Raw genomic sequence first — 15,039 nt, forward strand, 5'->3', positions numbered from 1 at the left:
AAAATACTTGATTATGCGAATAATGATAAAAAAAGTTCTGCTGGGTTTGGTTATATTGGCATTCGGTAGTGGTGGATTGGTTTATTGGTTACAGCAGGATGATGAGTTATCTGCTCAAACCAAAGCCTTGATAGATGCTGACTATGCCTTTCAAAGCGATCTGAAACAGCATCCATTTTTCTATGCCTGGGGAATGGATGCGAAAGTAGATGTTGAGCCTGAAAGCTTGGGTCATTTACGTTATTATGAGCAGTGGCAACAGCAGGGCAAGTCATTATCTTCTGCAAATAAAGCAGCGCCTATGCAAATACAGCAGTTGCAAAAACACCCGTTGTCGGCAAAACAAAAACAAGTATTAGATGAACTCAATCAGGTTTTACAACAAACGCCAGAACAAAGTGAATCCTTTATTCGCCAACATCAATCTCAGTTTGTTGCAATGCTTGCAACAGAGCAATTTGCAATACAGCGTTATTTGCACTGGTTAAACAGTACGGATTATGTCTCTTTATTGCTTCCAGCTGACGGTGCACTGCCAGACTATCAGACTCTGCGCGATCTGCATTTATTGCATGCGGTTCAATTGAGTTTAAAATCTAAAGATGAGTCAAAGACTGCACTTTTACAGTACATCTCTGCTTTACAAAATATGCAGGGACAGAAACTCTCTATGATTGAGAAATATATCATGCAGAACTTTATGTGGCAGAGTCTGGATATGCTCAATCTAAAGGCTCAGCATGCGAGCGTGCATGTCGCACCTTTAACTCAGCATGCTTTGAGTTTAAGGCAAAGTATGCGTTATGAAGTGAGCCAAAATGCACACTCCTTTCAAAATCTAGCAGTACCAGAAGGTATGTCTGATTGGCAATACCGTCTGGTTTATCTACCTAACCGCAGTTTAAATCAGCAAGTTAAAGACATCGAACCTTATATTGCATTGTCTGAACTATCGTATTTGGATTTCTTGCAACAGTATGAGCATTTTCAGCCTGAGAAGCGCTCTAAATACGTTTTGAAAAATTCGGTGGGAAATATTTTAGCGCAAGTAGCTGTTGTTGACTGGCGACCTTATGCACTTCGTTCTCGAATTTTAGACAATAAAATTCGAGTTTTTAATGCAGTACAAAAGCAGGAATCGGTAGAAGAGCTGAATAAAAATAGGGAAGGATATGATTATTATCAAAAAGGGTATCAGCTCTGTTTGAAACAGCCATTTCCACAACAAAAGCTTCCTGCGTATTTAGCTCAAGATACTTGTATGCCGATTTAAGCTATTGTGCAATTTAGCGAATGTCCAAATAAAAACTTTCTTTGACTTCTTCCATCACAATATAACTGTGCGATGACGCTGAAGAGGGCAGTTTTTTTAGTAAATCACCCAATAGGCGTCGGTAGGCACTCATTTCTTTTAAACGGGCTTTGACTAAATAATCGAATTCACCTGAAATCAGATGGCATTCTAAAACCTCTGGAATCTCGACCAAGTCACGCGCCACTTGATCAAACACATCGCCAGACTTGGCTGATAGCTTAATTTCTAAAAACACCAATAAGTTTCGATCGACCAGTTGCGGATTGAGGCGTGCGTAGTAACCCATGATAATACCATCACGCTCTAAGCGTTTGACGCGTTCCGAACATGGCGTGGTTGAGAGGTTAACGCGAGAGGCCAATTCACTAATTGCAATTCGTCCATCGCGCTGCAAAATGTCTAAAATCTGCTGATCAATCCGATCTAATTTACGCATTATAAATTTCCTATGTTTAGAATTTTAGCGCGACAAAAGTGGTGATTTACCTAGATTATAATATTAAAAACAGTGAAAAAAACTATTAACCTAAAAATATACTAGTGAAATAAACTAGTGTGTGTAAGGGATCAGTCATGCGTGTAATTGTCTTAGGTAGTGGTGTCATCGGTGTTGCAAGTGCATATTACCTTGCACAACAAGGCGCAAGCGTTACGGTTTTAGACCGTCAGGCTGGTCCTGCTGAAGAAACTAGCTTTGGTAACGCAGGGCAAATCTCTCCAGGTTATTCTACACCGTGGGCTGCACCCGGTATTCCGTTTAAAGCTGTAAAGTGGATGTTCCAACATCATGCACCCTTAGCCATTAACATTGATGGTAGCATGTGGCAGTTAAACTGGATGGCGCAGATGTTAAAAAACTGCAACCCACAAAGTTATGCCATTAACAAAGAGCGTATGACACGTGTTGCTGAATACAGCCGTGACTGCTTACGTGAACTGCGTAAAGAAACTGGCATTCACTATGAAAACCGTGCGAAAGGAACTTTGCAGGTTTTCCGTAATGAAGCTCAATTGGATGCCGTACAACGTGACATCCAAGTATTAAAAGAATGTGGCGTCGACTACGAACTGTTATTAAAAGATGACTTAGCCAAAGTTGAGCCAGCTTTAGAATATGCTAAAGATAAATTAGTCGGTGGTTTACATCTACCGAATGATGAAACAGGTGACTGTTACCTATTTACCAATGCTTTGGCAAACCTTGCAAAAGACATGGGTGTAGAATTTAAATTTAACCAAAATGTTGAAAAACTAGTGGTTGAAGGGGATGAAATCAAAGGCGTGGTGGTGGATGGTCAGGTGCTTACAGCAGACCGTTATGTGCTTGCTTTTGGTAGTTATTCACGTGATTTCTTGAAACCATTGAATTTGAATTTGCCTGTATACCCTGTCAAAGGCTACTCACTAACCATTCCAATTGTAGATCCTGCATTTGCGCCACAGTCTACGGTTCTTGATGAAACTTATAAAATTGCCATCACGCGTTTTGACCAACGTATCCGTGTGGGGGGGATGGCGGAACTGAGTGGTTTCAACCACGGTTTAAACCAAGACCGCCGTGCAACTTTGGAGATGGTGACTCAAGACTTATTCCCAGGTGGAAACTTAGCTGAAGCCAGTTTCTGGACCGGTTTACGTCCAATGACACCAGACTCAACGCCAATCATTGGTGCGACTCGTTTTAAAAACCTATTCTTAAATACAGGGCATGGCACCTTGGGTTGGACCATGGCATGTGGTTCAGGCAAGCTCATTAGTGACTTGGTGATGAATCATCAACCAGACATCAGTACTGAAGGTCTCTCTATTCAACGTTATCCTTCAGCAGCCTAATCCGTTTTAGGCCGTATTGATTCAAGGAAGAATAAAATGCCACGTCCAATTACTGCAGTGATTCATAGCCAATCACTGCAGCATAATTTAAATGTTGCTCGTACAAAAATGCCGAATAGCCAAGTCTATGCGGTGGTCAAAGCCAATGCTTATGGTCATGGTATTGAACGCGTCTATCAAGCGTTCAAATCTGCCGATGGTTTTGCGTTGCTCGATTTGGCAGAGGCAAAACGCATTCGTGCTTTGGGCTGGACAGGCCCAATTCTGTTACTCGAAGGTATTTTCTCAGAGCAAGATCTATTTGACTGCCATGAGCTAGGTTTAAGCTTCAGTATTCATAGTGAATATCAACTTGAATGGTTAGCGCGTTTTCCTTTAGAGGCGCAGTTCGATGTTTATTTAAAAATGAACAGCGGCATGAACCGTTTAGGTTTCCGTCCTGAACAGTACCGTCAAGTATGGCAGCAGCTCTTAAACTTGCCTCAAGTTCGACGTTTGACCCATATGATGCATTTTTCGGATGCCGATGGTGAACGTTTCGGACGTGACGGCATTGCACATCAATGTCAGTTATTTGATGCCATTACCCATGATCTACCGGGTGCACGTTCAGTCAGTAACAGTGCAGCCATCTTACGCCATCAGCAGTTGCAGTCGGATGTGATCCGTAGCGGCATCATGCTCTATGGTAGTTCTCCAGATTATCCAAGCCACTCCATTGAAGACTGGGATTTGCAACCCGCCATGAGTTTGCGTAGCGAGTTGATTGCCATTCAGCAGTTAAAAGCAGGCGATAGTGTCGGTTATGGCTCAAAGTTCATTGCTGAAAACGACATGCGTGTGGGTGTTGTGGCTTGTGGTTATGCCGATGGTTATCAACGGATTACCACAACAGGCACGCCTATTTTAGTCGATGGACAACGCAGTAGCTTGGTCGGACGGGTCAGCATGGACATGTTAGCAGTCGATTTATCTCACCTCCCAAATGCCCAAGTTGGCAGCGAAGTGGTGCTGTGGGGTACATCGAAACAGGGCGCTGTGCTTAGTATTGATGAAGTCGCAGCAGGTTCAGGCACGATTGGCTATGAGCTGATGTGTGCTGTCACTGCACGTGTCAATTTTATCCAAGATTAAATTTTATTTTTATACAGTTTCATACAAGGAAAGACCTATGTCACATTCAGACATTCAAAAATTCAACACCAACGAAGTCATGAGTGCAGTCACTGTGTTTAATCAAGTGGTGTATTTGTCAGGGCAAGTGCCAAAAAATACCGACAATGATGTCGCAGGTCAGACCCGTGAAATTTTAGCAACGATTGATGAGCTTTTAGCTTTGGCAAATACAGATAAATCACGTTTGTTATCTGCTCAGCTTTACATCAAAAATCTCTCTGATTTTTCAACAGTCAATGCGATTTGGATTGATTGGATGAACGGTTGTGTGGCGCCTTCACGTGCAACGATTCAAGCTGATTTGGTGAATCCAAACTGGTTGATCGAAATTGCAGTAACGGCTGCACAAAACTAATTTTTTAAACTCTCCCCGTGTGTATCAGCCCTTTGGCTCAGGCTGAATGGCTGATCAGCGTATAAATGCCGCCCGTTAGGAAAACGAGCACTGTATGAACATGGTTTATACGCAAAAAAGGACATTAACAGGATGTTAAATTATGACGACCACACCACAAGCTGACGGTGCAAATGCATCATCGCATGAATTACAACGGAAATTATCCAACCGCCACCTGCAATTGATTGCCATTGGTGGCGCGATTGGTACGGGCCTATTCATGGGTTCGGGCAAAACCATCTCTCTTGCTGGTCCTTCTATCCTAATCATTTATATGATTATCGGGACCATGTTCTTTTTCCTAATGCGTGCATTGGGCGAAATTTTATTGTCAAATTTGCACTATAAGTCGTTTATCGACATGGCTCATGATTTGATTGGGCCGGGTGCGGGTTACTATATCGGTTGGTCCTATTGGCTCGGTTGGGTCTTGGTCGGTATTGCGGACTTGGCAGCCATTATTAACTATCTCGGTTTTTGGCTCCCGCCAGATATGACCTTTACGCCTATGGGACAGGCTTTAATCAGTGTCGGCTGTGTGCTGTTTGTCCTTGGGCTAAATTTGCTGACCGTGAAACTTTTTGGCGAAATTGAATTTTGGTTTGCTTTAATCAAAATTTTAGCCATTTTAGGGCTGATCGTGATTGGTGGCTTTATGGTGTTTAGTCATTTCCAAGCACCGGGCGGTTCAGTTGCAAGCTTTAGTCATGTTTGGTCGCATGGCGGGATGTTCCCTCAAGGCGGTAGTGGCTTTTTAGCAGGCTTCCAAATAGCACTCTTTGCCTTTGTCGGTGTAGAGCTGATTGGAACCATGGCTGCTGAAACCAAAGATCCTGAAAAGAACTTACCGAAAGCAGTGAATGCGATTCCAACCCGTATTATTTTATTCTATGTGTTGTCGCTATTTGTCGTGATGTCGGTGACACCATGGAATCAAATTCCTGCGGATCAAAGCCCATTCGTTTCACTATTTTTACATGCGGGTATCCCAACTTCAGCCATCATTATGAACTTGGTGGTACTGTCTTCAGTGATGTCTTCCATGAATAGTGGTGTGTTCTCTACATCACGGATGCTGTTTGGTTTGGCAAGAGAAGGGCAAGCACCACAGAGCCTAGCGCATCTGTCAAAACGTGCTGTACCAGCAAAAGGCCTATTCTTCTCATGTGCCTTTATCATGGCAGGTGCGGCGCTACAGTATTTTGTACCAAACACCGTTGAAGCCTTTACATTAGCCAGCTCATTGTGCGTGATTCTGTTTATCAGTATTTGGAGCATTATTATGGTGTGCTATATCCGCTACCGTAAATTGCGTCCTGAGCTACATGCAAAGTCGACCTTTAAAATGCCGGGCGGTGTTTGGATGTCTTATGTGGTCTTAATCTTCTTATTCTTCACGTTGGTTATTTTGAGTTTAGAGGCGGATACCCTTCGCGCATTGATGATCAGTCCGCTATGGGTGATTATTTTAGCCGTGACCTATCAACTGCTGTACAAGCCACGTATGAAAAAACGTCTGTTAGAACAGCAACTGGATAACTAAGTAAATTCATTCTGTACTCGTGATGTTTGAAAGAAAGCCCTGCATAATCAGTAATACCAGTCAGTTTCTTAACTGACTGGTATTTTCTTTTTTAAGTTTTATTCGATACGTGACAATGTCATCCGCAACCTGTCTAGCATTTAAAGCGGACTGTTTTTGCAAAGAAAATTTTTTAAATACAGAAAGTGAATAGGTTTTGCGGATGACAAATGTTTTTTGTTCTTTTGGCGAATGAGAAGTACAACTTCGCAAGGAACAAAACGAACTCTAGCAATGGAAACTTAAAACGGTAAGACTCCGTAGTAAAGAGCTAAATTCATTCTGTACTCGTGATGTTTGAAAGAAAGTCCTGCATAAGCAGGGCTTTCTTTTTGCTTGAGCTGAATCAATGGGTTCTAATTCAGTGTTGGATCATTGTATGATTTTATATATAAAAGCTATTTAAATCTGATGGTTTCACTTTTAATGAAGCACTTTAAAATTTTAACAATGATTTATGCGTAATTATAAAATTGACATCCTGCGTGGCGTGTCCATCCTGTTGGTGCTGATTCACCATTTCAATATTCCGTATAAATTACACGATACCTTTCTCGGCATTCCCATTGGGGGCGAGAGCTTAAGTACCTTAATTGCCCGAAATGGCAACTATGGTGTGACCATATTTTTTGTCATTTCGGGTTTTTTGATTACCCAGCATACTTTACAGCGCAGTGGTTCTTTGGCGCAGATTAAACTGAAAGATTTCTATATCCGTCGTATTGCCCGAATTATGCCGTGTCTGGTGTTATTGGTCGCGATGGTCAGTGTGCTCGGAAGCTTAGGATTACAACCCTTTATCAATCAGTCGCCCAATGGCGTAGAGGTATTCTATGCTGTGACTGTTCTTTCAGCTTTGAGTTTCTGGATGAATCTACTGATTATTGAATATGGTTGGGTGAACTATGCTTTGGGCGTATTGTGGTCTTTATCGGTTGAAGAAGTCTTCTATTTAGCCTTTCCTGTCCTGTGTTTAGGGCTTGGTCGTGGCAAAGGCTTTATCGTTTTTCTGTTCGCGATAATCGCTTATGCACCGTATTTTCGTGCCCTGCATTTTGGAGAGGAAAGTGGGGCTTATCTATATCACTATTTCTCTAGCTTTGATGGAATTGCGATTGGTTGCCTCACCGCAATGTATGTGCAACATTTTAAAGGTGCAATTTACAATCAAAAAATGATTGTTGCAGTAACAGCGTTTCTAATGACCGCTTTATATTTTTATGCACCCATCAAAGAGGTGAGTACTTGGGGCATCAGCGTATTTGCGCTACTTACGGCGTTACTCATATTGTGTTTTGCCCAAGATCCCGAAGTTAAACCTGTCTCATACGCGGCACGGAGTTTGGTCTGGATTGGGCAGCGTAGCTATGAAATGTATCTGTTTCATTTGATTATTCTTGGCTTAATGAAAGTGGTCTATTTCCCCAAAGAAACTTTAGCGGCTGAAAAGCTGATGTTGTTGCCTGTTTATTTTATCGCGGTGTTTATTTTGAGTTGGGCGATTGAGAAATATTATTCGACCCCGCTCAATTTAAAGATTCGTCAATTTGGGATACGGTCATAGCGTGGATCTTGAGTTGTACTGTTGATTTTTACAGACATTAAAAAGCCCCAAATCAATCGGGGCTTTTTAACTGTGGGATTTTAAAATGTCGGTTTAACCACGACTAAAATCACCACAGCAAATAAAATGAGGGTCGGCATTTCATTAAAGAAGCGCCAAAATTTGTGTGACTTGTAGTGTGCATGACCAATCAATTTCTTACGGTAATAACCGCAAACAAAGTGGTAAATCACCAACAGTCCAACCAAACCGACTTTGAGGTAGAACCACAGGGCTTCATGGTAGTGGCGTGTTGCATCCCCCCAATCCACCAAGAAATGTGCCGTGATCAGTGTTGCAATCATCGACGGCCACATAATGCCACGGTATAACTTACGTTCCATAACCTCGAAACGTTGATGACTGACTGCATCATCACTCATGGCATGGTAAACATAGAGCCGTGGTAAGTAGAATAATGCAGCAAACCAACACACCACGGCAATAATATGTAATGCTTTTACCCACAAGAAAGCATCAGAAGGAGCATCCATCAAGTCACCCTAAAATGGGCAGCTTAGCCTTCCCATTTTTTGAAAATGAGACATGCATTTACGCCGCCAAAACCGAAACTGTTACTCATCACAGTATTCAATTTTGCGTCACGTTTTTCAAGCACGATATCAAATGGTTTTGCGCCTTCATCCAGTTCAGTCACGTTGATGTTGGGTGCAATAAAGTCATTTTGCATCATTAGGACAGAGTAGATCGCTTCTTGTACGCCTGCCGCACCTAAGCTATGGCCTGTCATTGACTTAGTTGAGCTCAGTGGAGGAACTTGACCTTCGCCAAATGCACGTTCCATTGCTTTTAACTCAGTCACATCACCAGCAGGCGTTGATGTCCCATGCGTATTCACATAGTCAATTTTGTCGACGCCGTGCTGTTTTGCTTCTTCAAGTGCCATCAGTACACAACGTGTCGCACCTTCACCCGATGGTGCAACCATGTCTGCACCGTCAGAGTTTGCAGCATAACCTACGACTTCAGCCAAAATGTTGGCGCCACGTGCTTGCGCATGCTCTAAAGACTCAAGCACCACAAAACCGCCACCGCCAGCAATCACGAAGCCGTCACGGTCAGCAGAATAAGGACGAGACGCTGTTTCTGGTGTGTCATTGTACTTTGAGCACAGTGCACCCATGGCATCAAACAACAAGCTTTGAGACCAGTGATCTTCCTCACCACCACCTGCAAGCATTAAGTCTTGTTTGCCGAGTTGAATCAGGTTGTAGGCATAACCAATTGCATCAGCAGAGGTTGCACATGCGCTGGTAATGGTGTGTGCAACACCTTGCATTTTAAAAGCAACACCAACGTTTGCTGTAATTGTGTTCGACATATTACGTGGTACGAAGAACGGGCCAACTTTACGTGCGCCTTTGGTGTCTAACAATTCTTTCATTTCAACTACAGATGCAGTTGAACCACCACCTGAACCGCCCGCGATACCATAGCGTGGATTGCCACCAATTTGCTCGGCTGTTAAGCCTGCATTTTCAACCGCAGCAACCGCAGCGTTATATGCATACATTGCACAAACACCCATAAAGCGTTTTAGCTTACGGTCGATACCATCAAAGTCTTGTTCAGCAGCAGCACTGATATGACTTTTAAAATTGAGTTCAGCATAGGTTGGGTTAAAACGTGTCCCAGAAATCCCGTTTTGTAATGCATGAGTAACTTCTTCCAAAGTATTACCGATACATGAGTTGATCCCCATGCCAGTGATTACTACACGTTTCATTTACAGATCCCTTATATGGTGGTTTTACCGAGTTGCGCTTAGAGATGAATCAACAATTTATTTCTAAGCCAATTGCAACTCTTATGTTTTCAATGCAGATCATAATAGCAGAAAGAATTTTTAATTCTTATGGCAAATCCTATGCCAATTTAGCTTGTCTTAAAATCAAGCAAAGCACATTTCAACTTTACTAAAAGACACATATTGTTATTGAGATAAATGCGTACTACACCTAGTATTTAGCTAGAAATGAAAGATTATAAAGCACGAGGTAAGGAATGGCGGATTCAAACAATAAACAGCGCAGTGGTTTCTTTTCAAATGCCTTTGGAGTGGCTAAAAAGCTCAGTCATACAGGTTTAAATCTCTTAAACCAAGTGGCTCCAGACGCGGTGTCAACACTGACAAATAGCCCAACAGGAGATGCCAAGACTCCAAAAACAAAATCAAAAAGTAAAACTTATGAGCGCCCGCAACATGTTTTACGTGAGCACCTACCGACGGTATCACGTCAGTTATTAGGCCGACATTATGCAAAAGCAAACCGTATGGCGAGTTTTGTTTCTCCACAACTTTCCGATAAAGCGGCTGATTATCTATTTGGTCAGCTCAATCAATTTAGTTCGAATATGTGTTCTGTCGATGCTGTTTTAGATGAAGCGGGTGTGCGTGATCTTGAAATGTTAACCCAAGATGTTGACCGTTCTAAGCGGATTAGTCAGGCATTATCGGAACAAAATAAGATCATTGCCATTGTTCAGGGGGCATTGACAGGGGCAACAGGTCTAGTGGGTTCAACCGTGGATGTGCCTGCTTCTTTGGTCATGTCATTGCGAATGATCTATCAAGTAGGGCGCTCTTACGGTTTTGACTTAAATAAAGAGTCTGATCAGGACATCGTACAGTTTATTTTTAAGCAAATTGATTTGGGTTTAATTGCCGAAAAGCAAACGTTATTGATGGCGATTAAAGCGATTTCGAGTACCTTGCAAACCCATGATGTTTCTCAGTTACAACAGTTGTTGGGATCAAGCAATGATGCAGAAGCTTTGAAGAAATGGTTAACCAATGCCGATGGTCAACTGAAATGGGGGCAGTCGCTTGCTAATCTATCTTTACTCAATAAACTAGCAAAGCTCTCACCCATTGCCAGTGCTAGTGTGAGTGCCGCTTATAGTTGGCGCTTAGTGGATGATGCACATCAAAAGGCGCAGTTGATTTTTTCACAAGCCCGCCAGTATATCATTCAGCAAAAAGACAATAGCCTAAGTGCCTTGACCGCTTATGAGCGTTCACTTGAGCTTTTAGTTAAAGCATCACCGCGACTGCTTGCTCAACGCAGTGCAACAGATGCGGAAACAGAGAGCTTAAATATGGGTACTGAAATCGCATTGGATGGTCATCAAAATATTGCTAAAGTGAAAGTTCAGAAGAAGTCAGACAAAGGCACACAAACACCAACCGATGATCTCGTTCAACAAGGCCTAGAGCAGCTTGCAGATCAAATGGTTGAACCCCATGATGCTGTTGCACCGCAACAGCCAGCCCTGCAAGTGGAAGAAGATCTTGCAGATTTATATCCTATGGATGAGGTTGAAGAAACCACACAAAACAATAATGCGTCTTTTGTACAAAATGAACCCAATACGGCTTCAAAAGTTGCTGCGAAGCCTACTGTAGAGCCGACTGAAAAAAAGGTTACAAAAAGACGAAATACTCCAAGTAAAAAATAAACTACTTAAAATAGACAAAAATTTGTAAAAGTCCTGATGTAGTCAGCATTACATGTAGTTTGAAATGTTGACCATTTTTGCGTCTTAGCTTACAATTGCATGCCCTCAAAAAGTCGTCTTTTTTTGGGTTTTTTATTAACGGGAGAATTGCCAAATGGCAACAACAAATCAGTTGATCCGTAAGGGTCGTACGACTTTAGTTGAAAAATCTAAAGTTCCTGCGTTGAAGGCTTGTCCACAACGTCGTGGTGTTTGTACACGTGTTTACACAACTACACCTAAAAAACCGAACTCAGCAATGCGTAAAGTTTGCCGTGTGCGTTTAACTTCTGGTTTCGAAGTTTCTAGCTACATCGGTGGTGAAGGCCATAACCTACAAGAGCACAGTGTTGTTCTTATCCGTGGTGGTCGTGTTAAAGATTTACCAGGTGTACGTTACCATACCGTTCGTGGTTCTTTAGACTGTGCTGGTGTTAAAGATCGTAACCAGTCTCGTTCTAAATACGGTACTAAACGTCCTAAGAAATAATCTTTCGAGATTAACTTCTTAGTTCGCTAGAACTGCAATCCTTTATCGTCTCGCTTGTCTGATTTCTGCATTAATTTTGTGAAATTCAAGCGACGTGTAGTAAGGCCAGCGAAAGCACATGACACTTTGTGCTACGGCTGGATTAACCTGAAGTGTCATATATATAGGTAGTTTAAAATGCCAAGACGTCGCGTAGTTGCTGCTCGTGAAATCCTTCCGGATCCTAAGTTCAGCAGCCAAACAATCGCTAAATTCATGAACCACGTAATGCAAGATGGTAAAAAATCTATTGCTGAAAGTATCGTTTACGGTGCTTTAGACCGCGTTCAAGAAAAAAACAAAGTAGACCCAGTTGAATTTTTCGAGACTACTCTTGAAAAAGTTCGTCCTATGGTTGAAGTAAAAGCACGCCGTGTTGGTGGTGCTACTTATCAAGTACCTATGGAAGTACGCCCATCCCGTCGTACTGCTCTAGCTATGCGTTGGTTAGTAGATGCTGCTGCTAAGCGTTCTGAAAAAACTATGGCTTTACGTCTTGCTGGTGAGTTGCTTGATGCAGCTGAAGGTAAAGGCGCAGCGGTTAAAAAACGTGATGACGTGCATCGTATGGCTGAAGCCAACAAAGCATTCTCTCACTACCGCTTCTAAGCGACTAAAACAGCCCCTATTCAGGAGGGTGACAGCTTGGTTTACGCCAAACTGTCATCGAATCGCTTTAAGCTGTCTGCCAGCTTAAAGCGTCCTGTTTTAAACAACAAAATTTAGGAATGCAAGAAATCATGGCTCGTCAAACCCCAATTTCTCGTTATCGTAACATTGGTATTTCTGCGCACATTGATGCTGGTAAAACCACAACTACAGAACGTATTTTGTTCTACACAGGTGTATCTCACAAAATTGGTGAAGTACACGATGGTGCAGCAACAATGGACTGGATGGAGCAAGAGCAAGAACGTGGTATTACCATTACTTCTGCTGCTACGACTACATTCTGGTCAGGTATGTCTAAGCAATTCCCTGAACACCGTATCAACGTAATTGATACACCGGGACACGTTGACTTCACAATTGAAGTTGAGCGTTCTATGCGTGTTCTTGATGGTGCATGTATGGTTTACTGTGCTGTAGGTGGTGTACAACCTCAGTCTGAAACTGTATGGCGTCAAGCAAACAAATACCAAGTACCTCGTTTAGCATTCGTGAACAAGATGGACCGTACAGGTGCAAACTTCTTCCGTGTTGTTGAACAAATGAAGACTCGTTTAGGCGCGTCTCCAGTACCTGTAGTGATTCCTGTTGGCGCTGAAGAAAACTTCCAAGGCGTAATCGACTTGATCGAAATGAAAGCGATCATTTGGGATGAAGCTTCACAAGGTATGAAGTTTGAGTACGGTGAAATTCCAGCTGAACTTCTAGCTTCTGCTGAAGAATGGCGTACAAACATGGTTGAAGCTGCTGCTGAAGCTTCTGAAGAGCTAATGGACAAGTACCTAGAAGAAGGTGATCTTTCTAAAGAAGACATCGTTAATGGTCTACGTGTTCAAACTTTGGCTTGTCAAATTCAACCAATGCTTTGTGGTACAGCGTTCAAAAACAAAGGTGTTCAACGTATGTTGGACGCAGTAATTGAATTCTTACCATCACCTACAGAAGTTAAAGCTATTGAAGGTGTACTTGACGACAAAGCTGAAACTAAAGCGATTCGTGAAGCATCTGACGAAGCTCCGTTCTCTGCGCTTGCGTTCAAAATCATGAACGACAAATTCGTAGGTAACTTAACTTTCGTACGTGTTTACTCTGGTGTTCTTAAACAAGGTGATTCTGTTTATAACCCAGTTAAATCTAAACGTGAACGTATCGGCCGTATCGTGCAAATGCACGCGAACGATCGTCAAGACGTTGAAGAAATTCGTGCAGGTGATATCGCTGCGTGTGTAGGTCTTAAAGACGTAACTACGGGTGATACACTTTGTGATGAGAAAAATGTCATCACACTTGAGCGTATGGAATTCCCAGAGCCAGTAATTGCATTGGCTGTTGAACCAAAAACTAAAGCTGACCAAGAAAAAATGTCAATTGCTTTAGGTCGTTTGGCTAAGGAAGATCCATCATTCCGCGTTCGTACTGACGAAGAGTCAGGTCAAACAATTATTGCTGGTATGGGTGAGCTTCACCTTGACATCATTGTTGACCGTATGAAACGTGAATTCGGTGTTGAAGCAAACATTGGTAAACCAATGGTTTCTTACCGTGAAACGATTAAAAAGTCAGTTGAACAAGAAGGTAAATTCGTACGTCAAACTGGTGGTAAAGGTAAATTCGGTCACGTATACGTACGTTTAGAGCCAATGGATCCTGATGCTGGTAAAGACTACGAGTTCGCTGAAGAAGTTGTTGGTGGTGTAGTTCCTAAAGAATTCTTCGGTGCTGTGGATAAAGGTATCCAAGAGCGTATGAAGAATGGTGTCCTTGCTGGTTACCCAGTTGTTGGCATTAAAGCTACATTATTTGACGGTTCTTACCACGATGTCGATTCGGACGAATTATCGTTCAAAATGGCAGGTTCTTACGCATTCCGTGACGGTTTCATGAAAGCAGATCCTATCTTGCTTGAGCCGATCATGAAAGTTGAAGTAGAAACTCCAGAAGACTACATGGGCGATATCATGGGTGACTTAAACCGTCGTCGTGGTATGGTTCAAGGTATGGATGACTTGCCTGGCGGTACTAAAGCAATTAAAGCTGAAGTTCCACTTGCAGAGATGTTTGGTTACGCGACTCAAATGCGTTCTATGTCTCAAGGCCGTGCAACATACTCTATGGAATTTGCTAAATATGCTGAAACTCCACGTAACGTGGCTGAAGGCATCATTTCTAAATTCCAGTCTGGCGGTAAAAAAGGTGACGACGAGTAATCTTTCGATTACTATAAGCCCAAACTAATTCATAGTTAAAAACCAAGTGCTCATGCAGTGATCCTGCATGAGTAGTTTAAAAAGGAAGATCTCATGGCTAAGGCTAAGTTTGAACGTAATAAGCCACACGTTAACGTGGGCACAATCGGTCACGTTGACCATGGTAAAACAACTTTAACAGCTGCAATTGCAACTGTATGTGCGAAGAA

At 42.4% G+C, this 15,039-nt stretch carries 14 protein-coding genes; 11 read left to right on the forward strand and 3 right to left on the reverse strand.

Features of this window, described 5'->3' with window-relative positions; all coding sequences use genetic code 11:
• Positions 1 to 22 precede the first annotated feature (22 nt).
• On the forward strand, positions 23 to 1,273 hold the full coding sequence (locus ACE01U_RS15205) for a hypothetical protein (protein WP_395579860.1): 1,251 nt from the start codon (positions 23 to 25) through the stop codon (positions 1,271 to 1,273).
• Between the two features lie 13 nt (positions 1,274 to 1,286).
• On the opposite strand, the gene ACE01U_RS15210 is transcribed toward ACE01U_RS15205, so the two are convergent.
• On the reverse strand, positions 1,287 to 1,751 hold the full coding sequence (locus tag ACE01U_RS15210) for an Lrp/AsnC ligand binding domain-containing protein (protein WP_004694947.1): 465 nt from the start codon (positions 1,749 to 1,751) through the stop codon (positions 1,287 to 1,289).
• A 137-nt stretch (positions 1,752 to 1,888) separates the two neighbouring features.
• Between ACE01U_RS15210 and ACE01U_RS15215 the strand changes: the two genes are divergently transcribed.
• From ACE01U_RS15215 to ACE01U_RS15235, 5 genes are all read left to right on the forward strand, one after another.
• On the forward strand, positions 1,889 to 3,148 hold the full coding sequence (locus tag ACE01U_RS15215) for a D-amino acid dehydrogenase (protein WP_086210758.1): 1,260 nt from the start codon (positions 1,889 to 1,891) through the stop codon (positions 3,146 to 3,148).
• A 36-nt stretch (positions 3,149 to 3,184) separates the two neighbouring features.
• Entirely contained in the window at positions 3,185 to 4,282 is a 1,098-nt protein-coding gene (gene alr / locus ACE01U_RS15220; protein ID WP_395579861.1) for an alanine racemase, read from the forward strand.
• 37 nt (positions 4,283 to 4,319) lie between these two features.
• The gene (locus tag ACE01U_RS15225; protein ID WP_004694941.1) at positions 4,320 to 4,679 is read left to right on the forward strand and encodes a RidA family protein; all 360 of its coding nucleotides are present in this window, start codon (positions 4,320 to 4,322) and stop codon (positions 4,677 to 4,679) included.
• A gap of 142 nt (positions 4,680 to 4,821) precedes the next feature.
• On the forward strand, positions 4,822 to 6,264 hold the full coding sequence (locus ACE01U_RS15230) for an amino acid permease (protein WP_395579862.1): 1,443 nt from the start codon (positions 4,822 to 4,824) through the stop codon (positions 6,262 to 6,264).
• A 496-nt stretch (positions 6,265 to 6,760) separates the two neighbouring features.
• Positions 6,761 to 7,867, forward strand: coding sequence for an acyltransferase family protein (locus ACE01U_RS15235; RefSeq protein WP_395579863.1), 1,107 nt, complete (start codon positions 6,761 to 6,763; stop codon positions 7,865 to 7,867).
• An 80-nt stretch (positions 7,868 to 7,947) separates the two neighbouring features.
• On the opposite strand, the gene ACE01U_RS15240 is transcribed toward ACE01U_RS15235, so the two are convergent.
• Positions 7,948 to 8,400: a CopD family protein gene (locus ACE01U_RS15240; protein WP_005011820.1), complete on the reverse strand. Its 453-nt coding sequence runs from the start codon at positions 8,398 to 8,400 to the stop codon at positions 7,948 to 7,950.
• A gap of 23 nt (positions 8,401 to 8,423) precedes the next feature.
• Positions 8,424 to 9,653 (reverse strand): beta-ketoacyl synthase N-terminal-like domain-containing protein, encoded by a 1,230-nt coding sequence (locus tag ACE01U_RS15245; RefSeq protein WP_086210754.1) that lies wholly within the window; start codon positions 9,651 to 9,653, stop codon positions 8,424 to 8,426.
• A gap of 278 nt (positions 9,654 to 9,931) precedes the next feature.
• On the opposite strand from ACE01U_RS15245, the gene ACE01U_RS15250 reads away from it, so the two are divergent.
• The 5 genes from ACE01U_RS15250 to ACE01U_RS15270 all read left to right on the forward strand — a co-directional run.
• Positions 9,932 to 11,386, forward strand: a complete 1,455-nt coding sequence (locus ACE01U_RS15250) for an EcsC family protein (RefSeq protein ID WP_395579864.1) — start codon at positions 9,932 to 9,934, stop codon at positions 11,384 to 11,386.
• A 154-nt stretch (positions 11,387 to 11,540) separates the two neighbouring features.
• On the forward strand, positions 11,541 to 11,915 hold the full coding sequence (rpsL, locus tag ACE01U_RS15255; RefSeq protein ID WP_002050319.1) for a 30S ribosomal protein S12: 375 nt from the start codon (positions 11,541 to 11,543) through the stop codon (positions 11,913 to 11,915).
• A 177-nt stretch (positions 11,916 to 12,092) separates the two neighbouring features.
• Positions 12,093 to 12,563 carry a 30S ribosomal protein S7 gene (gene rpsG, locus ACE01U_RS15260; RefSeq protein WP_004694929.1) on the forward strand — a complete coding sequence of 157 codons (471 nt, stop codon included), beginning with the start codon at positions 12,093 to 12,095 and terminating at the stop codon, positions 12,561 to 12,563.
• 131 nt (positions 12,564 to 12,694) lie between these two features.
• The gene (gene fusA, locus ACE01U_RS15265; RefSeq protein WP_086210752.1) at positions 12,695 to 14,830 is read left to right on the forward strand and encodes an elongation factor G; all 2,136 of its coding nucleotides are present in this window, start codon (positions 12,695 to 12,697) and stop codon (positions 14,828 to 14,830) included.
• 93 nt (positions 14,831 to 14,923) lie between these two features.
• Positions 14,924 to 15,039: GTP-binding protein (locus ACE01U_RS15270; RefSeq protein WP_244782822.1), on the forward strand; the 116-nt coding region annotated here is incomplete at its 3' end.

It is taken from the genome of Acinetobacter halobius (genome assembly GCF_044130335.1).
In the GTDB taxonomy this organism is placed as follows: Bacteria; Pseudomonadota; Gammaproteobacteria; order Pseudomonadales; family Moraxellaceae; genus Acinetobacter.